Source organism: Geodermatophilus obscurus DSM 43160 (assembly GCF_000025345.1).
GTDB lineage: Bacteria > Actinomycetota > Actinomycetes > Mycobacteriales > Geodermatophilaceae > Geodermatophilus > Geodermatophilus obscurus.
The window spans coordinates 1,753,857-1,779,158 of sequence record NC_013757.1 but is presented as its reverse complement, the minus strand read 5'-3'; the positions used below and the strand labels follow the sequence as shown (position 1 = coordinate 1,779,158).

At 73.2% G+C, this 25,302-nt stretch carries 18 protein-coding genes; 2 read left to right on the top strand and 16 right to left on the bottom strand.

Annotation, left to right across the window (positions count from 1 at the left end):
- Positions 1–2 precede the first annotated feature (2 nt).
- From GOBS_RS08455 to GOBS_RS08440, 4 genes are all read right to left on the bottom strand, one after another.
- Positions 3–1,493, bottom strand: coding sequence for a GntP family permease (locus GOBS_RS08455; protein WP_012947869.1), 1,491 nt, complete (start codon positions 1,491–1,493; stop codon positions 3–5).
- A gap of 569 nt (positions 1,494–2,062) precedes the next feature.
- Positions 2,063–2,722, bottom strand: a complete 660-nt coding sequence (locus GOBS_RS08450; protein WP_012947867.1) for a GntR family transcriptional regulator — start codon at positions 2,720–2,722, stop codon at positions 2,063–2,065.
- Between the two features lie 84 nt (positions 2,723–2,806).
- The gene (locus GOBS_RS08445) at positions 2,807–3,748 is read right to left on the bottom strand and encodes a phosphoglycerate dehydrogenase (protein ID WP_012947866.1); all 942 of its coding nucleotides are present in this window, start codon (positions 3,746–3,748) and stop codon (positions 2,807–2,809) included.
- Positions 3,749–4,052: 304 nt separating this feature from the next.
- Complete coding sequence (locus GOBS_RS08440) at positions 4,053–4,238, bottom strand: hypothetical protein (RefSeq protein ID WP_041241409.1); 186 nt, start codon at positions 4,236–4,238, stop codon at positions 4,053–4,055.
- A 450-nt stretch (positions 4,239–4,688) separates the two neighbouring features.
- Between GOBS_RS08440 and betA the strand changes: the two genes are divergently transcribed.
- Positions 4,689–6,374, top strand: a complete 1,686-nt coding sequence (gene betA, locus GOBS_RS08435; RefSeq protein WP_012947864.1) for a choline dehydrogenase — start codon at positions 4,689–4,691, stop codon at positions 6,372–6,374.
- 247 nt (positions 6,375–6,621) lie between these two features.
- On the opposite strand, the gene betT is transcribed toward betA, so the two are convergent.
- From betT to GOBS_RS08415, 4 genes are all read right to left on the bottom strand, one after another.
- Positions 6,622–8,715 carry a choline BCCT transporter BetT gene (gene betT, locus GOBS_RS08430; RefSeq protein ID WP_012947863.1) on the bottom strand — a complete coding sequence of 698 codons (2,094 nt, stop codon included), beginning with the start codon at positions 8,713–8,715 and terminating at the stop codon, positions 6,622–6,624.
- A gap of 134 nt (positions 8,716–8,849) precedes the next feature.
- The gene (locus GOBS_RS08425; protein WP_012947862.1) at positions 8,850–10,334 is read right to left on the bottom strand and encodes an aldehyde dehydrogenase family protein; all 1,485 of its coding nucleotides are present in this window, start codon (positions 10,332–10,334) and stop codon (positions 8,850–8,852) included.
- 235 nt (positions 10,335–10,569) lie between these two features.
- The gene (locus GOBS_RS08420) at positions 10,570–11,925 is read right to left on the bottom strand and encodes a TrpB-like pyridoxal phosphate-dependent enzyme (protein ID WP_012947861.1); all 1,356 of its coding nucleotides are present in this window, start codon (positions 11,923–11,925) and stop codon (positions 10,570–10,572) included.
- Between the two features lie 237 nt (positions 11,926–12,162).
- On the bottom strand, positions 12,163–14,544 hold the full coding sequence (locus GOBS_RS08415; protein WP_041241408.1) for an ATP-binding cassette domain-containing protein: 2,382 nt from the start codon (positions 14,542–14,544) through the stop codon (positions 12,163–12,165).
- Positions 14,545–15,201: 657 nt separating this feature from the next.
- Between GOBS_RS08415 and GOBS_RS25310 the strand changes: the two genes are divergently transcribed.
- Positions 15,202–15,888 carry an NRDE family protein gene (locus tag GOBS_RS25310; protein ID WP_243697675.1) on the top strand — a complete coding sequence of 229 codons (687 nt, stop codon included), beginning with the start codon at positions 15,202–15,204 and terminating at the stop codon, positions 15,886–15,888.
- A 219-nt stretch (positions 15,889–16,107) separates the two neighbouring features.
- Here GOBS_RS25310 and GOBS_RS08405 read toward each other — a convergent pair whose 3' ends face one another.
- The 8 genes from GOBS_RS08405 to GOBS_RS08370 are packed head-to-tail and all read right to left on the bottom strand — an operon-like array spanning position 16,108 to position 25,043.
- Positions 16,108–17,571: an NADH-quinone oxidoreductase subunit N gene (locus tag GOBS_RS08405; protein WP_012947857.1), complete on the bottom strand. Its 1,464-nt coding sequence runs from the start codon at positions 17,569–17,571 to the stop codon at positions 16,108–16,110.
- Positions 17,568–19,208, bottom strand: a complete 1,641-nt coding sequence (locus GOBS_RS08400; RefSeq protein WP_041241407.1) for a complex I subunit 4 family protein — start codon at positions 19,206–19,208, stop codon at positions 17,568–17,570. The genes GOBS_RS08405 and GOBS_RS08400 overlap by 4 nt, the downstream gene beginning before the upstream one ends.
- Entirely contained in the window at positions 19,205–21,085 is a 1,881-nt protein-coding gene (locus tag GOBS_RS08395) for a proton-conducting transporter transmembrane domain-containing protein (RefSeq protein ID WP_012947855.1), read from the bottom strand. Before GOBS_RS08395 ends, GOBS_RS08400 begins: the two co-directional genes overlap by 4 nt.
- Positions 21,082–21,399 carry an NADH-quinone oxidoreductase subunit NuoK gene (locus GOBS_RS08390; protein WP_012947854.1) on the bottom strand — a complete coding sequence of 106 codons (318 nt, stop codon included), beginning with the start codon at positions 21,397–21,399 and terminating at the stop codon, positions 21,082–21,084. The genes GOBS_RS08395 and GOBS_RS08390 overlap by 4 nt, the downstream gene beginning before the upstream one ends.
- On the bottom strand, positions 21,396–21,977 hold the full coding sequence (locus GOBS_RS08385; protein WP_012947853.1) for an NADH-quinone oxidoreductase subunit J: 582 nt from the start codon (positions 21,975–21,977) through the stop codon (positions 21,396–21,398). The genes GOBS_RS08390 and GOBS_RS08385 overlap by 4 nt, the downstream gene beginning before the upstream one ends.
- 33 nt (positions 21,978–22,010) lie before the next feature.
- A complete protein-coding gene (locus tag GOBS_RS08380; protein ID WP_012947852.1) occupies positions 22,011–22,967 on the bottom strand; it encodes an NADH-quinone oxidoreductase subunit H in 957 nt (318 codons plus the stop codon).
- Positions 22,951–24,711, bottom strand: coding sequence for an ICP22 family protein (locus GOBS_RS08375; RefSeq protein WP_012947851.1), 1,761 nt, complete (start codon positions 24,709–24,711; stop codon positions 22,951–22,953). Before GOBS_RS08375 ends, GOBS_RS08380 begins: the two co-directional genes overlap by 17 nt.
- Positions 24,702–25,043, bottom strand: coding sequence for an NADH-quinone oxidoreductase subunit A (locus GOBS_RS08370; RefSeq protein ID WP_012947850.1), 342 nt, complete (start codon positions 25,041–25,043; stop codon positions 24,702–24,704). Before GOBS_RS08370 ends, GOBS_RS08375 begins: the two co-directional genes overlap by 10 nt.
- Between the last annotated feature and the right edge of the window lie 259 nt (positions 25,044–25,302).

The window sequence follows — 25,302 nt, the reverse complement described above, 5'->3', positions numbered from 1 at the left end:
CGTCAGGCGAAGATGCCGAGCACGAGGACCGCGCCCAGGCCGACGAAGGACAACAGCCCCTGGGCGACCGTGTACACCTGGAAGGTGCCGCGGACGGAGAGGCCCAGCAGCGTCTTGAAGATCCAGAAGGTGTTGTCGGTGACGTGCCCGCCCAGGGCGGCCCCGGACGCGGCGGCCAGCCAGATCAGCACCGGGTTGAGCCCCAGGCTCCCGACGACCGGCGCCAGCAGGAGCGCCGCGGTGATGGCGGCCACGGACCCGGAGCCCTGGGCGAGGCGCAGCAGCGCCGCGACCAGCCAGGCCAGCACCAGCGGGTAGGCCGCGCTGGCACTGAAGAGTCCGGCCACCAGGTCCCCGATGTTGGTCTCGGCGATGACCTGCCCGAGCGATCCCGCGACGCCGGTGAACAGCAGGATGACGCCGCTGGTCCCGGCGGCCCGCACGATCACCTCCTCGACGCCCTCCCGGCCCAGTGACGGCACGGCGAGAGCGGTCCCCACGAGCAGTCCGATGAGGAGGGCCACCACGGGATTGCCCAGGAAGGTGAGCAGGGCGATCTCCGCGCCGGCCGCACTGCTGCTGGTGTCGGCCACGATGAGCAGCACCGGGATGAGCAGCGGGAGGAGGGCGACGAGCAGGGGCAGCTGCCTCCCTGGCTCCGTGTCGCCTGCGCCGGCGGGGGCAGGGGCGGTGCCGCGCTGCGGGTCCTCCGTGACGGCCGTCGCTGCACCGCCGCGATCGTGCTGCGGGGCCTGCTGGTCGGTCGCGATGGCTGCCTGCTCACCGGAGGGTTCGGCGCCGGGCGGGAGGCCGTAGCCGGCGATCTCCCCGGTGTGCTCGGGGTCGGTCAGCGGGTCGTCGTCCTTCTCGTCGTTCCAGGTGAAGCGCATGAGCAGGCTGTGCAGCAGGATGGAGACGACGATGACCACGATGCCGAAGGGGATGCCCCACAGCAGCATGGTGCCGAGCGGGATGCCGAGGGCGGCCGCGATGGCCAGCGCGGCTGCACCGGGCGGGACCATCAGCAGCGCCACCTCGAGGCCGATGGCCAGTGCGCCGGCCAGCGGCGCGATGCTGAGCCCGGTCCGCAGGGCGATCGACCGGGCCATGGGCCCCAGGATCACCAGCGCGACGTCGAAGTAGATCGCCGGGAAGACGATCCCCGAGGTCAGGCCGATGACGTAGGGGGAGCGCTTGGCCCCCACGAGGCGCAGCATCCCGTCAACGACGCGGTGCAGCGTCCCCATGGCCGACAACAGCGTCCCGAGCATCACGCCGAACCCGATGATGAGGCCCACCTCGGCCATCAGGTTGCCGAAGCCCTCGACGACGGCGGTCGTCGTCCCCTCGTAGCCCAGCCCCGCGGCGATGCCGAGGTAGAGAGCGCCGATCACCAGCGAGATGACCGGGTTGATCTTCGCGAAGACGATGAGCCCGACGACGATCGCCACCGTGATCGCGGTGTTCAGCAGGAGCAGCGTGGTGTCGGTCATGTCAGTCCCCCTCCGGCCTGCGAGAGCCGGTGGAGCTGCGGGTCCCGATCGTCGCATCGACGGGGCACCCGACGGTGACCTTCTCGGTCGGGGAGCCCTCGAACAGGTGCCAGACGGCGACTTCCTCGAGGTGTGGGTCGTGGAGTGCTGGGTGTCGCTCGGTCATGGTGGTCTCCGGTGAGCGATGGGCGTAGGTCCCCGTTGAGCGTCGACTGTTGACAGTCAACTGGTGACTAGAGTGGGTGGTGCGCGTCACGGTGTCAAGAGTCACTTCCCGGCGCCTGCATCGGTGCAGGTCGGGGCGGGCAGCCCGATGAGCCGGCCCTGCTGCAGGGTCCCGCCGCGAGCATGCGAGCGAGCAGAGCGACCGCGTCCAGGGCATCGCCGGCCCCGCCGCGGGACCCGGCCCGAGCCTGCGAGGGGCGGGGACGGGGGTCCTCTCACGAGCAGTGGGGCAGACGGCCTCGCTTCGAGCCTGCGAGGGATGGGAGGACGGGGGTCTTTCACGGGCGGTGGGGCAGAGCGGCCCCGTCCCGAGCTTGCGAGGAACAGGGAGGAGGGGCCCCCTCCTAGGCGGAGTCGGTGGCCTCGGCGAAGTGCTGGGCGGCAGCGGTCATGTGCTCGTCGACGACCCGCACGGCCGCCTCGACGTCCCCGCGCTCGATGGCCTCGACGATCGGCACGTGCCGGTCGCGGGCCATCATCGGCGCTTGCCAGGCCGCGCCGTTGAGGATGGCGACCCGCATCCGGCCCTCGAGCCGCTGCCACGCCTCGACGAGCATGGAGTTGCCCGACAGCTGGCACAGCAGCAGGTGGAAGGCCAGGTCGGCCTCCATCCGCACGGCGGGCTCGTCCTCGTCGGAGAGCCGCTCCACGGCTGCCCGCAGCGTCTCGGCGGCCGACTTCCGCCGCGGCGAGGCGATGACCTCCCGGACGGCCAGCCCCTCGAGGGCCGCCCGGACGCGGAAGAGCTCGTGCACCTCGGCGGAGGTCAGGCTGTTGACCCGCAGCATCCCGCGGTTGCCGGCGGTGACCAGGCCCTCCTGCTGGAGGTGCCGCAGGGCCTCGCGCACCGTGCCCCTGCTGACCCCGAGCGATCCCGCCAGCTCCACCTCGCCGAGGTGGTCCCCGGGCCGGTACCGACCGGCGAGGATGGCCGACCGGAGCGCCTCGAGGGACCGCTCGCGCAGCGTGCTCCGGTCCAGGGCAGACAGTGACTCAATGCTCACGGACCAGCCTCCTCGTCGACCGTCATGTTAGCCGCGCGGACCCACCGGACGTGACAACTGTCGACAGTGGCTCCCCAGTCGGGGTCAGCGCGCCACGACGTTGCGCAGCTCGCGGTCGGCCAGCAGCGCAGCGACATTCGCGGCCACGAGCTCGTCGGCGCCGACCGGCCGGCCTCCCGCGGCGTGCGGGGTGAGCAGCAGGTTCGGTGCGTCCCACAGCGGGGAGTCCGCCGGCAGCGGCTCGACCTCGGTGACGTCGAGTGCTGCGCCCGCGATGCGGCCCTCGGTCAGCGCCGCGACGAGCGCCGGCTCGTCGACGGTGGAGCCGCGCCCGACGTTGACGACGAGCGCGTGCTGCGGCAGCGCGGCCAGCCGGGCGGCGTCCAGCGCGTGGGTCGTGGCCTCGGTGGCGGGCAGGATCATGACCAGGACGTCGGTGTGCTCGAGCTCTGCCTCCAGCCGGTCCTCGGAGACGACGGGGAACCCGGACCGCTCCCCCGCACTGCGCCCGACGCCGCGTACCTGCGCGCCGAGGGCCTGCAGCAGCGGAGCGAGGTTCTGACCGATGTTGCCGAAGCCCCAGACGAGCACCTGAGCGTCGAGCAGCGTGGTGACCGCCCCCTCGGGGTGCAGCGGCTGCAGCCCGCCGAGCTCGTCGGCCCACCGGTGCTCGGCCTGCGCCGCGAGCGCGGCCGGCAGGCGGCGCAGCAGCGCGAGCACCAGGGCCAGCGCGTGCTCGGTGACCGGTCGGTCGTGCAGGCCCACGCCGGAGGTGACGACGACGTCGTCGGGGAAGCCCGCGCTGAGGACGGCGTCCGGCCCGGCCGCCAGCGTCTGCACCCACCGCAGCCGCGGCATCCGCCCGGCGACGGCGCGCAGGTCGGCGGGCGCGTTGCCCCAGACCACCAGGGCCTCGGCGTCGAGGTGCTCCTCGGGCACCGGTGCGGCCACGTCGTAGCGCACCGCCTCCACCCCCTCGGGCAGCGCGGGGGCGAGCGGGAGGGAGCCGGGGAGCAGGATCTTCACGGCCCCAGCCTCTCCCGGCGGCCACTCCCTGTCGCGTCACGGGCCCGGGGTCGGCACGCCGCCGGCGAGGGATTCCCGGCCCGCGTCGGGCCGGTGGCAGGAGGCGGTCCGGACAGCCGCCTGTTCGACCAGCCGGAGCCTGGGTCCCGGACGCCGTCTGCCGCTCCAGGACCCGGCACGACGCTACCGCGACCGGCCACGGACGCAACCCCCGGTTGCGGTGGTGTGGGTCGCGCGCGCCCCACGCCCGCCGGGAGTTGCCCCGGGGGCCGGAGGCCCGTGCCCGGCCCCACGGTGGAGGGGCTCAGTCGGCCAGGCGCTGCGTCACCCAGTCGTGGAACTCGCCGATGTGGCGCTCGGACGACCGCACCGGGCAGAACCTCACGGACTCGAAGACCCGCGTCTGCTCGAGCCAGAAGATGGCGGGATCGGTGTAGTACTGACCCGGCAGCGTGGAGACGAGGTTCGCGGGCAGGTCGGTGGCGGTCATGGCGGACACATCGGTGGGGGCGTCGGGCGCCGTCGAGAGCACTCCGGCGGTCGTACGGGTCGGTGCAGAGGGAGCCCGGTCGTCCGCCGCCGGGCCGACTGACGACTGCCTTGCAGCCGACGACCGCGGTCGCCACCCTGCTGGGCTCCGGACACCAGGCGGCGACGACCGTCCCGTACTCCTGGTCGGAGCAGTACAGACGCCGCACACAGTGCGCGGGGACCCGTCGCGACGGCGACCAGGTGTGCGTCGTGGAGGGGGGCTGCGCGGACCGCAGCTCCCTGGCCGTCGACGAGTGCGACGGCCGCCCCGTCGCCGTCCTCGGGGTGGGACCGGCCCCACCTGTTCACCCGCTGGCGACGTCAGCTGCGGTACGCCGACCCGCACTCCCCTGACCCGCACCCGCCGGACCGGCCGCCGCACCGCCTCCGCACCGCGGAGGAGCACGACGTGAGCCCGCAGGTGTACGACGTCGTCATCGTGGGCGGCGGATCGGCGGGCAGCGCCCTCGCCAACCGGCTCAGCGCCGACCCCGGCAACCGGGTGCTGGTGCTGGAGGCGGGGCGCGAGGACTCCCTCTGGGACGTCTTCGTGCACATGCCCGGCGCGCTCACCATCCCGATCGGCAACCGGTTCTACGACTGGAGGTACGAGAGCGAGCCGGAGCCGCGGATGGGCGGCCGGCGGGTCTACCACGCACGCGGGAAGCTGCTCGGCGGCTCGAGCAGCATCAACGGGATGATCTTCCAGCGCGGCAACCCCCTGGACTACGAGCGCTGGGGCGCCGACGAGGGCATGGGGACGTGGGACTTCGCGCACTGCCTGCCCTACTTCAAGCGCATGGAGAACTGCACGGCCGCCGCCCCCGAGGACCCCTTCCGTGGCAAGGACGGTCCTCTCGTCCTCGAGCGCGGCCCGGCCACCAGCCCGCTGTTCCAGGCCTTCCTCACCGCGGTGCAGGAGGCCGGCCACCCGCTCACCGACGACCTCAACGGCTACCGGCAGGAGGGGTTCGGCCCCTTCGACCGCAACGTGCACCGTGGCCGCCGGCTGAGCGCGGCCCGCGCCTACCTCCACCCGGTGCGGTCCCGCCCGAACCTCACGGTCGAGACCCGGGCCTTCGTCACCCGCGTCCTCTTCGATGGCGGGCGCGCCGTCGGCGTGGAGTACCGCCACGGGCGCAGGCCGGCCCGCACGGTTCGCGCCGGCGAGGTGGTGCTCAGCGGCGGCGCCGTCAACACCCCGCAGCTGCTGCAGCTCTCCGGCGTCGGGAACGGCTCGGAGCTGCGGGCCCTCGGCATCGACGTCGTCGCCGACCTGCCGGGTGTCGGCGAGAACCTGCAGGACCACCTCGAGGTCTACATCCAGCACGGCTGCACGCAGCCGGTGTCCATCGCGCCGGGCATGAAGTGGTGGCGCAAGCCCGGGATCGGCGCGCAGTGGCTGTTCCTGCGGACGGGACTCGGCGCCACCAACCACTTCGAGGCCGGCGGGTTCCTGCGCAGCAACGACGACGTCGCCTACCCGAACCTGATGTTCCACTTCCTGCCGATCGCCGTCCGCTACGACGGTTCGATGCCCACGGGCGAGCACGGGTACCAGGTGCACGTCGGGCCGATGTACTCCGACGCCCGGGGCACGCTGAAGATCAGGTCGGCCGATCCCCGGGTGAAGCCCGCCATGCGGTGCAACTACCTCTCCACCGCGCAGGACCGTCGCGAGTGGGTGGAGGCCGTGCAGGTGGCGCGGGGGATCTTCGAGCAGCCGGCGTTGGCCGAGTTCAGCTCGGGGGAGATCTCCCCCGGGCCCGAGATCGAGACGCCCGAGCAGATCCTCAGCTGGGTGGCCCGCGACGCCGAGACGGCGCTGCACCCCTCCTGCACGGCGAAGATGGGCACCGGCCCGCTGTCGGTGGTCGACCCGACGAGCATGCGGGTGCACGGGCTGGAGGGCCTGCGGGTCGTCGACGCCTCGGCCATGCCCTACGTGACCAACGGCAACATCTACGCGCCGGTCATGATGATGGCCGAGAAGGCCGCCGACCTCATCCTCGGCAACACGCCGCTGGCGCCCGAGCACGTCGAGTTCTACCGGCACCGGCCGGCGTCGGTCGGCGAGGCCGCCGGCCAGGCCTGACGCCTCCCGATCCCCGGAGACCGCCGTCCGCTCCCCGCGAGCGAGCGGCGGTCTCCGGGATCCGCGCGCCCCCTCTGCCGACGGGACCCCACGAAGCGGGCACAGCAGATCACCACGCCGTCCGGACCCGCCCGGGCAGCGCACTCCGGTGCGACGTGCGCGACGCGACGTGGTGCGTCCCGGAGAGCGGGACCCCACCACGTCGCGTCCGGTCCTCACCCGGTGTCGAGGGTGGCCCGGGGTCGGATCAGTGGGGGACCCGCTGTTGGGGGCCCGGGTCGCGGGGGACCTCGCGGGGCGCGGGTATCGGCTCCTGCAGGCGCAGGAACTCCAGGTGCCGCTCGTACTGGTCGAGGACGTCGTCGATCAGCTGCGAGTAGGTGTAGCCCATCACGTCGTAGCCCTGCCCTCCCTCACCGAGGTGCACCTCGAGCCGGGAGTACGTCTGCTCGCCGGCCGGGGCACGGCGTCCGTACCCGGGGATCGGTACCGCCCGCAGGCAGATCCGGTAGGCGAACGGGTGGTCGCCCCGCAGGTCGGCGGTGAGCTCGACACAGCCTTGGCCGGTGTCGTTGGTCGCCCGCCGCGCCTGCGCCTCGATGCCCTCACCGCGCAACTCGGCCGCGACGTCCTCCAGAGCCGGCGCCACCACCTCGTCGAGGTGATCCCGCGCCGAGGTCTGGCCCGGAAAGGCCATGGCCCGGTTCAGTCGCCGCCGCCAGCCGGGCGTGCCGTTCCCGTCCGGAGCTCCCAGCGCACGACCGGACAGCCGACCCGGGAGGGTCTGGTGGTGGCTGGTCGCCCGGAGAGCCTCCACCCGGAGGGCCTTGTAGAGGCCCACCATGACCAGCACCATCACGAAGGTGAAGGGCAGCGCCATGATGATCGTGGCGTTCTGCAGCGCGGGGACACCACCCACGATGAGCATCGCCGCGGTGAGCAGCCCGGTGGCGACCGCCCAGAAGATCCGCACACCCTTGCCGCCGTCGTCCTGCGGCGTCCGCAGGTGGGAGCACAGGTTCGCCATCACCAGGGCGCCGGAGTCGGCCGACGTGACGTAGAAGAGCAGGCCGACGAAGGTCGCGACCGCGCCGATGAAGGGGAAGGCCGGGTACTCCATCAGCAGCGTGTAGAAGCCTTGCTCGGGGGTGTTCATGGCCAGCTCCCCGAACGCAGCGTCCCCGTCCCGGATGCGTTCGATGGCGCTGTTCCCGAAGATCGAGATCCACATGACGATGTAGCTGAACGGGATGACCATCGTCCCGACCACGAACTGGCGGATCGTCCGCCCGCGGGAGATGCGGGCGAGGAACAGGCCGACGAAGGCAGCCCAGGCGATCCACCAGGCCCAGAAGAAGAGCGTCCAGCTGTTGAGCCACTCGACCGGGCGCTCGAAGGCGAAGGTCTGCATCGTCAGGCTGGGGAAGCTGCTGACGAAGTCGCCGACGTTGAGCACCAGCCCGTTGAGGAGGAAGGTCGTCTTCCCTGCGAGGAGCACGAACACGGCCAGGCCGATGGCCAGCAGCACGTTGAGCTGCGAGAGCCGCTTGATCCCCCGGTCCACGCCGCTCACCGCGGACACGGTGGCCGCCGCGACGGCCAGGACGATCAGCCCGATCTGCGCCGCGCGTCCCTCGGGGATGCCGAAGAGCACCTCCAGGCCGAAGTTGAGCTGAACGACGCCGATGCCCAGCGACGTGGCGACCCCGAAGATGGTGCCCAGGACCGCGGCGATGTCCACGCCGTGACCCAGGGGGCCCTGGACGCGCTTGCCGAGGACGGGGTACAGCGCGGACCGGATGGCCAGCGGCAGGTTACGGCGGTAGGAGAAGTAGGCCAGCGCCATACCCATCACCGCGTACATGCCCCACCCGGTGAGGCCGTAGTGGAACAGCGTCCAGACGGTCGCCTCCCGCGCCGCCGCCACGGTCTCCCCCTCGCCGACCGGCGGCGCGAGGTACTGCGTCACCGGCTCGGCGACCGCGAAGAACATCAGGTCGGTGCCGATGCCGGCGGCGAAGAGCATCGACGCCCAGGCGAAGGTGCTGTACTGCGGCGTCGAGTGCTCGGGCCCGAGCTTGGTACGGCCGTAGCGGGAGATGCCGAGGAAGAGCACGAAGACCAGGACGGCGGTCGCGAACAGGATGTAGAACCAGCCGAACCACTCCGACGTCCAGCCCACCAGCGTGCCGATCGTCTCCGCAGCCGCCGTCGGGGAGACCATCGCCCAACCGGCGATCAGCAGGACGCCGATCGCCGAGCCGTAGAAGACGGGACCCTTGATCCGGGCCGGTGGGACGGGGTCGGTCGTGGCCTCCGCGGGGGCCGCTCGTTTCCTCATGACAACTCCATGGGGTCGTGGTGCACGGGTCACCGGGCGGGTGGAGCGGCGTCCGGTCGGGAGGCGGTACCGGGGGGACGGCGAGCGGCGCAGGCCGCCGGCCGGGGACGACGGGACCGAGGGGCTGAGGGGCCTCAGGCCCCGTTCCCCGCGGGCCGGCCGAACCAGTCCTGCCGGGCGGGACGGGTGTTGTGCCAGATGTGCTTGGCCTCGCGGTACTCGGCGAGACCTGCCAGGCCGAGCTCGCGCCCGTTGCCCGATCGTCCGAACCCGCCCCACTCCGCCTGCGGGAGGTACGGGCCGAAGTCGTTGATCCAGACCGTTCCGTGGCGGAGGGCGCGGGCCACCCGCTCGGCGCGGGCGGTGTCGGCGGTCCAGACCGCACCGGCGAGCCCGTAGTCGGTGTCGTTGCCGAGCGCGATCGCCTCCTCCTCCGTGGCGAACCGCTCCACGGTGAGGACGGGACCGAAGGACTCCTCCTGCACGATCCGCATGTCCCGCCGGCAGTCGGTGAACACCGTCGGCAGGTAGAAGAACCCGCCGGCCAGCTCCGGCTCGTCGGGACGGCGGCCACCGGTGACCAGCCGGGCGCCCTCGCGGACGCCGATCGCGACGTACTCCTCCACGCTCGCCCGGTGCTCCTCGGACACCAGCGGTCCGCTCTCGGTCGCCGGGTCGAACCCGTTGCCGAGGCGGATGCGCCGGGCGCGCTCGACCAGGGCCGCGACGAACTCGTCGTGGATCCCGTCCTGCACGATGACCCGGGTCCCCGCCGAGCACACCTGGCCGGAGTGCAGGAAGGCCGCCGTCAGCGCGTTGTCGACGGCGGTGTCGAGGTCGACGTCGGCGAAGACCACGTTGGGGTTCTTGCCACCGAGCTCGACGGTCACCTTCTTCACCGTCTCGGCGGCGGCCCGCAGGATCTCCTGCCCCGTGCTGAGGCCGCCGGTGAACGACACCATGTCCACGTCGGGGTGCTCGACCATCGCCGCCCCGACGTCCCGGCCACCGAGGACGAGGTTGACCACGCCCGCCGGGGCGCCGGCCTCCTCCAGCAGCTCGGTGAGCCGGATGGTGGTCAGCGGGGTGACCTCACTCGGCTTGACGACGACGGTGTTCCCGGCCGCGAGCGCCGGCGCGACCTTCCAGGACACCTGCAGGAGCGGATAGTTCCACGGCGTGATGAGCGAGCACACGCCGACCGGCTCGTGGACGACGCGGCTGACGACGCCGGGACGCCCGGCGTCGACCAGACGCCCGGGGTCCTTGTCCGCCAGGTCCGCGTAGTAGCGGAAGACCGCGGCCACGTCGTCGACGTCCTGCCGGCTCTCGCCGACCGTCTTGCCGGTGTCCAGCGTCTCCAGCCGGGCGATGTCCTCCCGGTCGCGCACCAGGAGATCGGCGACGCGGCGCAGCAGGGCACCCCGCTCGGCCGCCGGGGTGCCGGACCACTCCCCCGCGTCGAAGGCGGCCCGGGCCGCTCCGACGGCCGCGGCGACATCCTCGACCGTCGCCTCGTCCACCTTCGCGACGACGCTCTGATCGAACGGGTTGACGACCTGGCGCTGGTCCGACGAGGCCCCCGGCCGCCAGGAGCCACCGATGAGGAGGTTGGCCATGGCACTCCCTGGTCCGTCGCGCTGGTGCGGGACTGTTGTGGTCGGCGAGGCAGCTTGGTGGGCAACCCGGGTCACGTCAAATCCAGTCCGGAGCCCGCCACCCGCCCCCCGACGACCACCCGCCACCCGCCCCCCGACGACCACCAGCCTGCCGGGTCGCCGTCCACGGGGGCGACCCGGTGACGGCGGAGTGCGACCGGCGGCAGGCCGGTCAGCGGAAGACGACCGTGCGCCGTCAGAAGGGCTGGTCGCCCGTCGCCGGGGTGCGCACGCCGGTGAGGTGCTCGGCGTAGGCGGGCAGGTCCAGCTGGCCGTTGCCGGACAGGCCCACCACCAGGACGCCGGTCTCCCCGGTGTCCGCGCGGCGGCGGGCCTCGGCGATCGCGCCGGCGACGGCGTGGCAGGACTCCGGCGCCGGCACCAGCCCCTCGGTGCGGGCGAACAGCAGTCCGGCGTCGAACGCCTCGCGCTGCTCGACGGCCTGGGCGGTGATCAGGCCCAGGTCCACGACGTGGCTGACCATCGGGGCCATGCCGTGGTAGCGCAGCCCACCGGCGTGGATGGCCTCGGGCACGAAGTCGCGCCCGAGGGTGTGCATCTTCATCAGCGGGGTCAGCCCTGCGACGTCGCCGTGGTCGTACTCGTAGCGCCCCTGCGTGAGCGACGGGCAAGCGGCGGGTTCCACGGCCACCACCCGCGTGCCGGTGCGCCCGGCCAGCTTCTCCCGCAGGAACGGGAAGGACAGCCCCGCCAGGTTCGACCCGCCACCGGCACACCCGTAGACGACGTCGGCCGCCGTCTCGCCGAACACCTCGAGCTGCCGCAACGCCTCCTCGCCGATCACCGTCTGGTGCAGCAGCACGTGGTTGAGCACGCTGCCCAGCGCGTACCGCGCCTCCGGGTCCGGCGCCGCCGACTCCACCGCCTCGCTGACCGCCATCCCGAGGCTGCCCGTGGTGCCGGGGAACCGCTCCAGGAAGCCGCGGCCGGCCTCGGTCAGCTCCGACGGGCTGGCGTGGACCACGCCGCCGAAGGTCTCCATCAGCATCCGCCGGTAGGGCTTGCTGTCGTAGGAGGCCCGGACCTGCCACACCTCGCACTCCAGGCCGAAGAGCGCCGAGGCGAACGACAGCGCGCTGCCCCACTGCCCGGCGCCGGTCTCGGTGGTCAGCCGGCGCACGCCCTCGGCCGCGTTGTAGTACGCCTGCGCCACGGCGGTGTTCGGCTTGTGGCTGCCGACCGGGCTGACACCCTCGTACTTGTAGTAGATGCGCGCCGGCGTCCCCAGCGCCCGCTCGAGGCGGTGCGCCCGGTACAGCGGCGAGGGCCGCCACAGCCGGTAGACCTCGCGGACCGGTTCCGGGATCGGCACGAAACGCTCGCCGGTCATCTCCTGCTCGATCAACGCCGCCGGGAACAGCGGCGCCATGTCACCGGCCGCGAGGGGCTCGCCGGTCCCCGGGTGCAGGTGGGGCGGCATCGGCGCGGGCAGGTCGGCGGCCAGGTTGTACCAGTGCGTGGGGAGGTCCGCCTCGTCCAGCACGGCCTTGGTCATCGCCGACGTGGTGGTCGGGACGTCGGTGCTCGTCACTCCTGCTCCTCCGGGGTCATGGCCCATCGGCCGTCCGGGGAGGAGTCCTCGGACCGTCCGGTGGGTCTGGGACGGTCCGAGCGCGCGTCAGCGGGCCTGGGTCGTCCTCGACGACCAGACCCACCACTGCGCACGACGGCTCACGCCCGCCACCCTAGCGACGAGCTGCCGCAGCCGCGTCGCGGGGACCCCGGACCTCGGCTTCTCCCCCTCCGGCGGTGTCCGCGAGGGTCTCGATCAGCTACCGACGTAGGCCGCCAGGTGCTCGCCGGTGAGAGTGGAGCGGGCGGCGACGAGGTCGGCGGGAGTGCCCTCGAAGACGATCCGGCCGCCGTCGTGGCCGGCGCCGGGGCCGAGGTCGATGATCCAGTCCGCGTGCGCCATGACCGCCTGGTGGTGCTCGATGACGAGGACGGACTTGCCGGAGTCGACGAGCCGGTCGAGCAGGCCGAGCAGCTGCTCGACGTCGGCGAGGTGGAGGCCGGTGGTCGGCTCGTCGAGGACGTAGACGCCACCCCTCTCGGCCATGCGGGTGGCCAGCTTGAGCCGCTGCCGCTCACCGCCGGACAGCGTGGTGAGCGGCTGGCCGAGGGTGAGGTAGCCGAGCCCGACGTCGGCGAGCCGCTCGAGGACGGCGTGCGCGGCCGGCGTGCGCGCCTCGCCGGCACCGAAGAACTCCTGCGCCTCCGTCACCGACATCGCGAGGACCTCGCTGATGTCGCGGCCGCCGAGGTGGTGGTCCAGCACCGACGCCTGGAACCGCTTCCCCTCGCACGTCTCGCAGGTGGACTCGACCGCGGCCATCACACCGAGCTCGGTGTACACGACGCCGACGCCGTTGCAGGTGGGGCAGGCGCCCTCGGAGTTGGCGCTGAAGAGCGCCGGCTTCACGCCGTTGGCCTTGGCGAACGCCTTGCGGATCGGGTCGAGCAGGCCGGTGTAGGTGGCCGGGTTGCTGCGCCGGGACCCGCGGATCGCGCCCTGGTCGACCACCACCACGCCCTCCCGGTCGGCCACCGAGCCCTGGACCAGGGAGCTCTTGCCCGACCCCGCCACCCCGGTGACGACGACGAGCACGCCGAGCGGGATGTCGACGTCCACGCCCTGCAGGTTGTGCGTGCTGGCGCCGCGCACCTCCAGCGCCCCGGACGGCGTCCGCACCGAGGGCTTCACAGCCGCGCGGTCGTCGAGGTGCCGCCCGGTGAGCGTGCCGCTGGCCCGGAGCTCCTCGACCGTGCCCTGGAACACCACCTCCCCGCCGCCGGTACCGGCGCCGGGCCCGAGGTCGACGACGTGGTCGGCGATCGCGATCGCCTCGGGCTTGTGCTCCACGACCAGCACCGTGTTGCCCTTGTCGCGCAGCTGCAGCAGCAGCTGGTTCATCCGCTCGATGTCGTGCGGGTGCAGGCCGATCGTCGGCTCGTCGAAGACGTAGCTGACGTCGGTCAGCGAGGAGCCGAGGTGGCGGATCATCTTCGTGCGCTGCGCCTCGCCGCCCGACAGCGTGCCCGCGGGCCGGTCGAGCGAGAGGTAGCCCAGCCCGATCGTCGCGAACGAGTCGAGCAGGTGCTGCAGGCCGGTCAGCAACGGGGCGACCGAGGGCTCGTCGAGCTCCCGCACCCAGTCGGCCAGGTCGGTGATCTGCATGGCGCAGACGTCGGCGATGCTCTTGCCGTTGATCTTCGACGCCCGCGCCTCCGGGGCGAGCCGGGTGCCGTCGCACTCGGGGCAGGTCGTGAACGTCACCGCCTGCTCCACGAAGCGCCGGACGTGCGGCTGCATCGCCTCGACGTCCTTGGACAGCATCGACTTCTGGATCCGCGGGATGATGCCCTCGTACGTCAGGTTGACGCCCTCGACCTTGATCTTGGTCGGCTCCTCGTACAGGAGGGTCCGCATCTCCTTCTGGCTGTAGTCGCGGATCGGCTTGTCCATCTCCAGGCCGGCGCCCTGGAAGAGGCGGCCGTACCACCCGTCCATGCTGTAGCCCGGGATGGTGAGGGCGCCCTCGCTCAGGGACTTCGAGTCGTCGTACAGCACCGTCAGGTCGATGTCGTTCACCGAGCCCATGCCCTCGCAGCGGGGGCACATCCCGCCGAGCCGGGTGAACGTCGCCTTCTCGGACTTCGTCTTCGCGCCGCGTTCCACGGTGATCGCACCGCTGGCCCGCACCGACGGGGTGTTGAACGAGTACGCGCTCGGCGGGCCGACGTGCGGCTGGCCGAGCCGGCTGAACAGGATCCGCAGCATCGCGTTGGCGTCCGTGGCCGTGCCGACAGTGGAGCGCGGGTTGGCTCCCATGCGCTCCTGGTCGACGATGATCGCCGTGGTCAGCCCCTCGAGCAGGTCCACCTCCGGCCGCGAGAGCGCGGGCATGAACCCCTGCAGGAAGGCGCTGTAGGTCTCGTTGATCAGCCGCTGCGACTCCGCGGCGATGGTGCCGAACACCAGTGAGCTCTTGCCCGAGCCGGAGACGCCGGTGAACACGGTCAGCCGGCGCTTCGGGATCTCGACGCTGACGTCCTTGAGGTTGTTCGCGCGCGCGCCCCGCACGCGGATCAGCTCGTGGCTGTCGGCGACGTGCGGTGCAGGCGAGTGCGTGTCCGTCCTCGTGGCCATCCCCATCGTCTCTCCATCCGTCGGGCGGGGCCGCCGTCGCGGTCCCCGTAGGCGTCGCCCAGCTCGACCCGACCGGCGTCGAGCGGTGCGTCCGCTCCGCCGTCGTCGGCGCGGTCGCGGCAACGCTCCGCTGTCTACCTGATCGCCGGTGCCGACCGGGGCGGCGCGACGCCCGTCCGGCCCCTTCGCTGATCAAGGACCCGGTACCGCTCGTCGATGTCGATCCCTGTCCTCTGGGGCATCCGGGTAGTCGGGCCCCGGTGTGCCGCGGTTCGGGGACGGCCACCCTGGCGCCGACCCGTGGTCCGGGGCACTGCTCGTACCAGCGACTGGACACGACCGACGGTTGAGCCGGTCGGGTCGGCTGGAGTAGAGATGCGGCACGCCGCTGCCCCAGGAGGCTGCCATGAGCCGCAGGCACCGTGTGCTCCGGTCCGCGATCGCTGCCGCCGCGGCCGCCGCGGCGGGCCTGCTCACGAGGTCGATGGTGCGGGGCGTCCGTCGCCCCTGAGGTGGGGCCGGGTCCGTCGTCGTTCCCAGCGCGACCGGGGCGACGCGTGCCTCGAGCCCGGAGTGCACCGGCCCCGACCCGTGCGACTGCTCCGCGCCACCACCGCTCCCGCGGGCACGGGAGCCGGACCTGGGACGATCGGCGGCGTGTGCACGGTGGTCGTGCGGTGGACCCGCGGCGCGCCGGTGCGGCTGCTCGCCCTCCGGGACGAGCTGACCAGCCGGGAGTTCGACGACCCCGGGCGGTGGTGGCCGGAGCACCCCTCCCTCGTCGGGGGCCGGGACCGTCTCGCGGGCGGGACGTGGTGCGCGACCCGCGTCGACACCGGGGTCACCGCCCTGGTGCTCAACCGACCGCAGAAGCCGGTGGCCGACCCGGGAGCACCGAGCCGGGGGGCCCTGCCGCTGCTGGGCGCCGAGCGCGGAGCGGACTGGCGGTCGGCCGTGCGGCTCGACGGCATGGCCAGCTTCCTGCTCGTCCTGGCGGCTCCGGACCGCATGACCACCTGGGACTTCGACGGCGAGCGGCTGGTGACGACCGAGCACCCGGAGGGCACGTGGATGGTCACCTCCGGCGGTCCCGAGGACCGCAAGGCCGACCGGTTCCTGCCGCTGTTCACCGACACCGGTCACCCGGACGGCTGGCGCCGGCTCGTGCAAGGCGGACCGCCGCGGGACGATCCGGGCGCCCTGACGGTCCGCCACGAACAGGACGGTCTGGTCTTCGCGACGGTCTTCGGCGCGCTCATCGAGGCCCGGCCGGGCCGGCTCCGCATGGAGCACAGCCGCCGGCCCTGGCTGGATGCGTGGTCACCGGTCGTGTCCTGGTCGTGAGTCGGTCGCGGGGCTCGTCCGGGACCCGCCACGATCCACCGGTTCTCGGTCGCACCCCGTCCCGGCCCCAGTGACAGACCGATGGCTGCCGGACCTGCGGATCGACCGACCACGGCGCGACGTCACACCAGGGCGCTGGAGCGCCGGCCGAGCACCTCGGTGGCCACCGCTCCCGCCTCCTCCACCAGCTCCCTGCCCAGGCGTGAGGCCCCGCCGCGGTCAAGCAGGGAGGGCGAAGGCCAGCCACAGCCCTGACCCGATGCCCAGCAGCAACGACACGAGCGCTGCTGAGTGGAGGATGACCGCCGGGCGCAGGGCCGTTCGCTGTGCCGTTCCGGCTGCCGTCCGGCTCCCGCCCACGTCAGGGAGGCTCGGCGTCCCGCCGGCGGTGGAGGCCCCGAGCGCGCCGGGCGCGATCCAGCGCAGGTAGTAGAAGAGGCTGGCCACGGTGTTGACGGCCGCGAGCACCACGAGCCACACCAGCGCGCCGTCCCAGGCCGCGGAGAACACGGCGAGCTTGCCGACGAAGACGGCCGTGGGCGGCGTCCCCACCAGCCCGAGCAGACAGACGACCAGGCTGACCACGAGCCACCGCCGGCGTCCCACCGCCGCCGTCCAGTCGGCGATCGTCCTGGCTGTGGGGGCCGCGGCCACGGCGGCGAAGGCGCCGATGTTCGTGACGGCGTAGCCGGCGAGGTAGACGGCCAGCGCCGGGACGGCGAGGTCGGTGCGGGCGGCGACGGCGACCACCATGAACAGGTAACCGACCTGGCTCACCGTGGAGTAGGCCAGCAGCCGCAGCACCTCGGTCTGGCTGAACGCGGCGAGGTTGCCCAGGGTCATGCTGGCGGCGGCCAGCACTGCTACGAGCAGGGGCGCGTTCACCGGGACGGCGACGAACGGCTCGGCGAGCAGGCGGAACGCCGCCGCGACGGCACCGAGTTTCGGCACGGTGGTGATGAAGGCGGCCATCGCCGGCGTGGTCCCCGCGGTGACGTCGGGAACCCAGAAGTGCACCGGCACCGCGCCGGCCTTGAAGGCGACCCCGATCAGCACGCCCAGCACGCCGATCGCGACCAGCGGAGCCGAGGCATCGGGCAGCCCCGAGGCCAGGGCGGCGTAGCCGGTGGAACCGGTGGCGAGCACGAGGGCGGCGATGCCGATCATCATCAGGACGCCGCTGAAGGCACCCATCAGGTAGTACTTCAGGGTCGCCTCGGCACCTCGGGCGTCTTTGGCGAAGCCGGCGAGGGCGTAGAGCGGGAAGCTGGCGAGCAGGAAGGCGGCCATCAGCAGCAGCAGGTCACTGGCCGCGGCCAGGGCGACGGTGCCCAGCGCGCCCAACAGCATCAGGACGTAGGCCTCGGTCTCGCGGGGGTGTCCGGCCACCGAGGGCGCGGCCAGCAGGATGGCGACGGCGGTGGTCAGCGCGACGGTGATCCGGACGATGCCCGTGGTGGTGTCGACCGTCCAGGTGCCCTCGAAGACCGCCGTGGCAGGGTCGGGCAGCACCGGTGCGGCGGCGGCCGCGCTTCCCAGGCAGGCCAGCACGGCGAGCGCACGCACCCGCCACTGCTTGGGCTGCGGCGTCCACAGCCCGAGCAGCAGCCCGCCGACCGCGCCGATCAGCAGGATCAGCTCGGGCAGGAGCGCGAGGAACTCCGCACCCGGGTCGCCGGTCACCGGGCCACCAGTTGCGCGACCGCGGCAGCCGCCGGTTCGACCACGTCGAGGAGGGGACGGGGGACGAGCCCGAGCAGTACCGACAACGCGAGCAGCGGGACGACTGCGGTCCGCTCCCGTACGGACATGTCCCGGAAGCGGCCGCCGGTCTCGGTCTCCGGGCGTTCCAGGGTCGCCGTTCCCGCGTCGGGTCCACCGATCCCCGGGTGTCGGACCGTGCCCGGCTCGGGGCCGGCATGGGTCGCCGCTCCGCTGGGTCCGTGGTCGGCCGGCACGCGCAACGGCCCGGTCAGCAGCCGCTGCAGCGCCACCAGGAACAGGCCGGCGGTGACGAGGATGCCGACGACCGCGAGGACGGTGGCCACCGGAGCGGCGGGCAGCGCGCCGGCGAAGACCTGGAACTCGGCGATGAAGCCGGACAGGCCGGGTAGGCCCAGCGAGCCGAAGGCGGCGACGGCCAGGCTGGCCGCGAAGACCGGCGCCGGGCGGGCGAGGCCGCTCCACCGGCCGGAGTCGTAGGTCCTCCCCCGTGACCAGAGCACGCCGCTGAGCAGGAACAGCGCTCCGGTGAGCAGGCCGTGGCTGACCATCTGGTACACCGCGCCCACCGTGGCGACGGTGCGGGCGCCCTGGTCGGCGGAGGCGACCAGTCCGGCGGCGCCGAGGCCGAGCAGGACGTAGCCCATGTGGTTGACCGAGGTGTAGGCGATCATGCGCTTGACGTCGGTCTGGGCCAGCGCCACGAAGGCGCCCCACAGCACGCTGACCACCCCGAGGACGACGATGACCATCGCCCAGCGCTGCCACGCCTCGGGCAGGATCGGCATCGCGATCCGCACGAACCCGTAGGTGCCGAGCTTGAGCAGCACCCCGGCGAGGATCGCCGACCCCGGCGCCGGGGCGTCGGTGTGGGCGTCGGGCAGCCAGGTGTGGAACGGGAACAGCGGTGTCTTCACCGCCAGTCCCAGCCCGATGGCCAGCAGCACCAGACCGCCGGCGACCGGGGAGTCGGCCAGCGGCGGGTCCTGCGCCAGCGCGACCATGTCGAAGGTGCGCTCCTCGCCACCGAGGAACAGCCCGATGAAGCCGACGAGCAGCGCCAGCGAACCGACGAAGGTGTAGAGGAAGAACTTCAGCGCGCTGCGCCGGGCGTTGCCGTGTCCCCAGCCGGCGATGATGAAGTACATCCCGACGATCGTCAGGTCGAAGAAGACGAAGAACAGGATCAGGTCCAGCGCTGCGAAGGTGCCGAGGCAGGCGGTCTGCAGGAACAGGAACAGCGCGGCGAAGCTGCGCGGCCGGTCCTCCTCGCGCGGCGACCACACCGCGCAGGCCAGGAACAGCACCCCGGTGAGGGCCAGCAGCGGCAGCGAGAGCCCGTCGACGCCGACGTGGTAGCCGGCGTCCACGGTCGGGATCCAGCGCACGTCGACCTCGTAGGCGATGCCGTCGACCACGCCGGAGGCGCCCTCCCCCGGCTCGTAGCGCCACCACATCCACCCGATGAGGGCGAGGTCGACGCTCGCCGCCGCCATCCAGATCCCGGACACCGCCCGACCCGACAGCCGCGGGAGGACGAGCAGCAGCCCCGCGACAGCCAGCGGCAGCAGGATCACCACGGTCAGGAACACGGTCACCTCACCAGCAGCAGGAGGGCGAGCAGGAGAGCCAGACCGGCGACGGCCTGGGCGTAGTACTGGTGCAGCAGCCCGGTCTGCGGACGACGAGCAGCGGCACCGGCGCGCCGGGTGGCGCGGGCCAGCCCCCGCACGGCGCCGTCCACGACGGATCCGTCGGCGCGGGAGAGAACCCCGGCCAGCCGCCGGGCCCCCACCGCGACGCCCTCCACCGCACGGTCGATGACCCGGTCATCGACCGTGGCCAGGACACGGGCGGCGGCCAGGGCCGGCCGCGGGGACAGCAGCGTGCCCAGCCCCGCCCAGCCGCCCAGCGGGCTGCGCTCGAGTGCCTGGACGGCACCGGGCCGGCGGCGGGTGGACACGACGGTGCCGACCAGCGCGACCACCGCCAGCCCACCGGAGAGGGCCAGCTCGGCGAGGGTCGGGGACGGTTCTCCCTCCGCCCCCAGCAGGACCTCGACCGGCTCGAGCACCGCCGGCAGCGCCAGCACCCCCAGGCCGGCCGCGAAGACCGCCAGCACGGCGGCGACACCGGTGCCGGCGGCGGGCACCCGACGGGTGCCCGCCTCCTCCTCGTCGAGGTGTTCCTCCCCCGCCCGGCGGGCGAGGACGACGGCCAGCATCCGTCCGGCGTAGACCGCGGAGAGCACCGCGGCGGCCAGGCCCACGATCCGCAGCGCGGCGCCGTCGACCCCGGCGAGCACCTCGTCCTTGGTCGCCCACAGCGACAGCGGCGGGACCCCGGCCAGCGCCAGCCCGGCCACGGTGGCCGCGGCTCCGACGCCCGGGGAGCGGCGCGCGGCGCCGCGCAGCCCGGCGAGCTGCTTGGTGCCCAGCGCGGTGAGCCAGGCGCCGGCGGCCACGAACAACCCGGCCTTGACCGCGGCGTGGGCCACGAGCTGCGCGGTGCCACCGGCGGTCGCCCCGACTCCGGCGGCGAGCACGACGAAACCGATCTGGGCCGCGGTGCTCGCGGCCAGCAACTGCTTGAGGTCGCGCTGGGCGACGGCCACCGCGCCGAGCACGAGCGCGGTCAGGGCGCCGACCCAGGCCGCCGTCGCCGCAGCCCAGCCGGTCGCCTCCAGCAACGGCTGGGTGCGCAGCAGCAGGTACCCGCCCGCGGCGACCATGGTGGCCGAGTGCAGGAGGGCGCTGACCGGGCTGGGCCCCTGCATCGCGCCGGAGAGCCACGCCGAGAAGGGCAGCTGCGCGGACTTGCCCAGCGCCGCGGCGAGGATCCCGGCCGCGGCGAGATCGGCCCAGCCGCCGTCTGCACCGGGCAGGTCGGCGAGCACGAGGCCCCCGGTCCCGGCCAGTGCCGCTCCTGCCGCGATGTAGAGCCCGAGGTCGCCGGCGCGGGTGGTGACGAACGCCCGGGTGCCCGCGTTGAGTTTGCCCGGGTCCTGCCAGCGGTAGCCGATCAGCGCGTACGAGGTCGCGCCCATCAGCTCCCAGGCGAGCAGGAGTGCGGGCACGGTAGTGGCGCTGACGGTCGCCAGCATGGCCGCGATGAACAGCAGGAAGTAGCCGAAGAACCGAGCCCGGGCTGCGTCCGCGGGCAGGTCGACCGCGGCGAACACCGTGGTCAGCAGCCCGACGGCCGCGACGAGGACCACCAGGACCGCCGACAGTCCGTCCACCGCGAGCCGCAGGTCCCCGCCCGGCACGATGCCGAGGAACGGCACGGACAGCTTCGGGCGCGTCCCGGCGACCACCGCCGCCAGCACCAGCGCGGCCACGGTCGTGAGCACGGCGAGGGTCCCGGCCGCTCGGTCGGCCCGCCGGCCGGTGACCAGGAGGACCACGCCGACCAGGGCCGGCACGAGCACCAGGAGGCCGAGAAGGGCGCCGTCGGCCGTCGTCGTTCCGTTCATCCCTGCAGGTCCGTGGCCATGTCGACCATGTCCACCTGGCGGGCCCGGTAGATCGCGATGGTGGCCGCGAAGCCCATGGCCATCTCCACCGCCATGACCACCAGGGCCACGACGACGACCAGCTGCCCGTCCGGGACCTCGGGAGCCAGGAAGTACCAGGCGGCCGCGCCGCCGAGGAGCACGCCGTTGAGCGCGAGCTCCAGCCCCATCATGATCATCACGATCGACTGCTGGGACAGCGCACCGAACACGCCCACACCGATCAGGGCGGCAGCGACGGTGAGGACGACCTGCAGAACCAGCTCGGCGGTCATCGCGGCAGCCCTCCCGGCACGGGGTCGTCCGGGCGGGGCGCGTCCAGCTCGGCACCGAACCGGTCGTAGCGGCCGCGGGCGGTGGCCAGCACCGTGCCGGAGACGATCGTGGCGAACAGGCCCACGCCGATCACCAGCATGACCAGCATGTGGCTGCCCATGATGGCCTCGCCGAGCTGCATGGTGCTGTCGGCCGGCAGCTCGCCCCGTCGGGTGGGCCAGTCGATCGTCCAGACACCCACGGTGAGCACGGCGAAGACACCGGCGCCCAGGACGGCCGACCCGCGTGCGTTGTGCACCATGGTCATCGGCATCAGGCCGGCCGGGTTCATCATGAACATGATCATGAAGACGGCCATGACGGCCATCTCGATCGTCATCATCAGCGCGGTCACGAACGCCAGGTAGGGCAGGTCGAAGGCGACGAGGACGCCGGTGACGGCGAGGAACGACGCGAGCAGCGCGAACGTCGCCCGGGCCATGGAGTCCACGACGAACACTGCGATCCCGGCGACGACGGACAGGCCGCCGAGCGCGATCACCGCCGCCACCGCCCAGCCGGAGAGGTCGGTCAGCACGCTTCTCCCTTCGTCAGCAACGGACGCCGCCCATCAGGCGTAGAAGCCGGTCAGCACGAGGACGGCCACGACGAGGGCCTGCAGCAGGGTGGCGGGGATGAGGACCATCCAGCCGACCTCGACGAAGCGGTCGGGCCGGATGAGCGGGATCCGGCGTCCGACCACGACGAGCAGGACCACCACGCCGGCGGTCTTCAGCAGCTCCCAGAGCGGCCCCGGCAACCACGGGCCGGCGTCCCCACCGAGGAACAGTGCCGCGGCCATCGCCGCCGACGCGCCCAGGAAGACCGCCCGGCCCAGATCCAGCAGCAGCCGTTCGACCCCGGACAGCTCCGAGAGGACCCCGCCGGCGATGTCCGGCCCGGCGGGTGCGGCGAACGGGCCCCAGAACGCGAACGCCGCGGCGCTGACGAGAAAGACGACGAAGGCGACCGGCATCGTCACCACGAACCACAGGTCGTCCTGGGCGGCGACCACGTCCGCGGTCCGCAGCGACTGGGCGCCCAACCCGACGGTGATGAGCGCGAACATCAACGGCAGCTCGTAGGACAGGCCCTGGATGAGGAACCGGTACCCACCGGTCAGTGCGTGGACGGCGTTCGGGCCCCAGCCGACCAGCCAGACGGCCGCCCACAGGATCGCCTCCATGGCGTTGAACCAGACGAGGTCGGCGCTGGTCGACAGCAGCGTGCGCCCGCCGATCGGCACGACGGCCAGTGACAGCAGCGCCAGGACCGGTACCGACGCGGTTCCCAGCCGCCAGAGCAGGGGATCCGGAGCCAGCGTGGTCCGCCGCTGCTCGGTCAACAGCCGCGTCCCCGACCGCAGCACCTCGACGCCGGCCCCGGCGCGGCTGCCGGACAGGACAGCGCGGTCGACGGCGGCGACGAGCACCCCCAGCGCCAGGCCGACGACCAGCACAGCGAGGACGGCCGGCCACGTCCCCCAGGCCGCAGCCGAGGTCACCGCGGACTCACCCGGTCCGGACATCGGCCGCCACCGGTGTCGCGGTCTCCTGCCGGGTCAGCCGCAGGCTGGCCACGACGAGCCGGGCGGCTGCCAGTTCGGCTCCCTCCAGCAGCTCGGCCACGCGCTCCAGCGGCAGCTCGGGGAGCGCATCCACCGGGGGTTCGGCACCGGCGGCGAGCTCGCACCACCACCGCACCCGGTCCAGGACGTCGCCGCGGAACGGCTGCGCGCCGGTCGGCTCCACCGCGCCGATCCCTCGGACCGACCAGGCCAGCGTCCGCGAGCGGCGGACCCGGTGCGCCAGTTGCACGGCGCGGCGGCGCCCGGCGTCCACCCGGTCCGGGTCCGCGTCGCGGAGGCCATTCCGTGCTCGTCGAGCGTCCCGCGCGGCCACCGGCCAGCCGGCCACGTCCAAGAACCGGGCGAGGTGGTCCAGCGCCTCCAGCCTCGCGGTCCCGCCGTCGCCGTGGTGCCCATCGACGGGGTGTCCATCGACGGGGTGTCCATCGACGCGGTGTGCGGCGACGGGGTGCGCGGCGTCGACCCAGGAGAGCGAGACGTCGGTCAGGACGTCGCCCTGCAGCTTCCCGCGTAGCAGGAGACCCGTGGGCCAGCCGGGGAGTACCGGTCCCAGAGCCACCGCCAGGGCGTCCAGCTGGAGACCGTCACGGTCGGGGGCCGTGTCGGCCATGGGTAGCCCGGCCACCTCCATGCTCCCGTGGTCCATGCCGCCGTGCCCGCCGTGGCCCATGCCGGCGTGGCCGCCGTGCCCCATGCCGGCATGGTCACCGTGGTCCATCGCCGCGTGGCCGCCGTGGCCCATGCCGGCGTGGCCGCCATGGTCCATCCCCGCGTGCCCGCCGTGGCCCATCCCTGCGTGGCCGCCGTGGTCCGTCTCGGCGGGGGCGGCACGGCCCACATCTGTGTGCGGGGGACGATCCGCGCCGCCGTGGTGCAGCCCCTCCTGCCCGGCGCCCTCAGGGACCTCGCGGCGACGGGGTCCGGCCTCGTGACCCTCGTGCTCCGTGCCGGCGTGTCCGCCCTGCTCCAGGGCGGCCTGCCCGCCGTGATCGGCACCGCCGTGGTCGGTGTACCCGCCATGGCTCGGCCCTTCGGGGTCGGCATCGTCGGTGTGGCTGTGCTCCATGCCTCCGTGGCCGACGTGCTCGTCACCTTCGTGCCCGGGCTCCTCGGCGTCGCCGTGCTCACGGTGGTGGCCGTGCTCGTGACCGGTGTGCTCGGCGCCGCCGTGGTCCGGTCGGTCCGTGCCGGCATGGACGGTGTGGACCACGTCAGCCTGTTCCGTGTGGTCCATGCCCTCGTGGCCGTCGTGCCCCATGCCGACCTGACCTTCGTGGCCCATCCCGGCGTGGCCGTCGTCCTCCTCGTTACCGGCCCCCCCGAGCAGGGTCGCCGGCGAGGGACGCCTCTGCTCGTCGAGCCCCGCACCCGTGGCTGTCTCCAGCAGTGCGTCACGTGCTGTGTCGAGTACCTGGGCGACATGGGCACCGGAACCGACGCCGGACCTGTGCCGCGGCTCGGGGACCTGCGACCAGACGACGTCGATGGCACGCGCCAGGTCCTCGCCGGGCGTGCCGAGCACCAGGAGCAGATCCGTCTCCGCCGGTGCGGACGCGTGGCCCCAGCCTCTGCGGTCGAGTTCCGCCTCGACCGCCCACCTCAGGAGGTCGGCGCCCGGCGCGTCCACCAGCAGGACCCGCGGCCGGGACCAGGCCCACCGCCGCACTCGCCCGATCACGTCCATCGCAGCGCTCCCTCACGCCACACGTACACGACACCCACCACGAGGACGGCCAGGAAGCCGAACATCTCGGCGACGGCGCTGACACCCATCTCCGCCACGACGACCGCCCACGGGTACATGAAGATCATCTCCATGTCGAAGGCGAGGAAGAGGATCGTCACGGCGTACCAGCGGGCGTGGTACCGCGAGACCGCGTGCTGCTGCGGGGGCATCCCGGACTCGAACGGCAGGACGAGCGCCGGCTGGCGGAACCGCGTGAGGAAGAACGACGCGGCGTGGAGCGTGATGACCAACGTGCAGGTCAGCGCCAGCAGGGACAGTGCGGTGACCACGGTGGCTCCTCTCCGGCCCTGGGTCGGATCCGCTGCGGGGCTCAGCGATGGACGCCGGGAGCGTCCGTGTCGTGCCCGGGAGGTGGGTGCACGAATCGGCGTGGCGACGCAGCTCCGGCCCACTCGGACCTCGGAACGGCGCCGCCGCGCCTCACTCCCCCGCGCTCCTGCTCGACGGAGCGCCGACCGGCTCCCCGGCGTCCGCCAGTGGTCACGGCCGGCTGTGTCCGGCCAGCGGCGGGACCGACCGGTTCGACCG

Bases quoted from the DNA above. Each gene is read 5' to 3' on its own strand.
- GOBS_RS08455 (WP_012947869.1), bottom strand. From the start codon at position 1,493: ATGACCGACACCACGCTGCTCCTGCTGAACACCGCGATCACGGTGGCG.
- GOBS_RS08440 (WP_041241409.1), bottom strand. From the start codon at position 4,238: ATGACCGCCACCGACCTGCCCGCGAACCTCGTCTCCACGCTGCCGGGT.
- betT (WP_012947863.1), bottom strand. From the start codon at position 8,715: ATGAGGAAACGAGCGGCCCCCGCGGAGGCCACGACCGACCCCGTCCCA.
- GOBS_RS08425 (WP_012947862.1), bottom strand. From the start codon at position 10,334: ATGGCCAACCTCCTCATCGGTGGCTCCTGGCGGCCGGGGGCCTCGTCG.
- GOBS_RS08415 (WP_041241408.1), bottom strand. From the start codon at position 14,544: ATGGCCACGAGGACGGACACGCACTCGCCTGCACCGCACGTCGCCGAC.
- GOBS_RS08395 (WP_012947855.1), bottom strand. From the start codon at position 21,085: ATGAACGGAACGACGACGGCCGACGGCGCCCTTCTCGGCCTCCTGGTG.
- GOBS_RS08390 (WP_012947854.1), bottom strand. From the start codon at position 21,399: ATGACCGCCGAGCTGGTTCTGCAGGTCGTCCTCACCGTCGCTGCCGCC.
- GOBS_RS08380 (WP_012947852.1), bottom strand. From the start codon at position 22,967: ATGTCCGGACCGGGTGAGTCCGCGGTGACCTCGGCTGCGGCCTGGGGG.
- GOBS_RS08375 (WP_012947851.1), bottom strand. From the start codon at position 24,711: ATGGACGTGATCGGGCGAGTGCGGCGGTGGGCCTGGTCCCGGCCGCGG.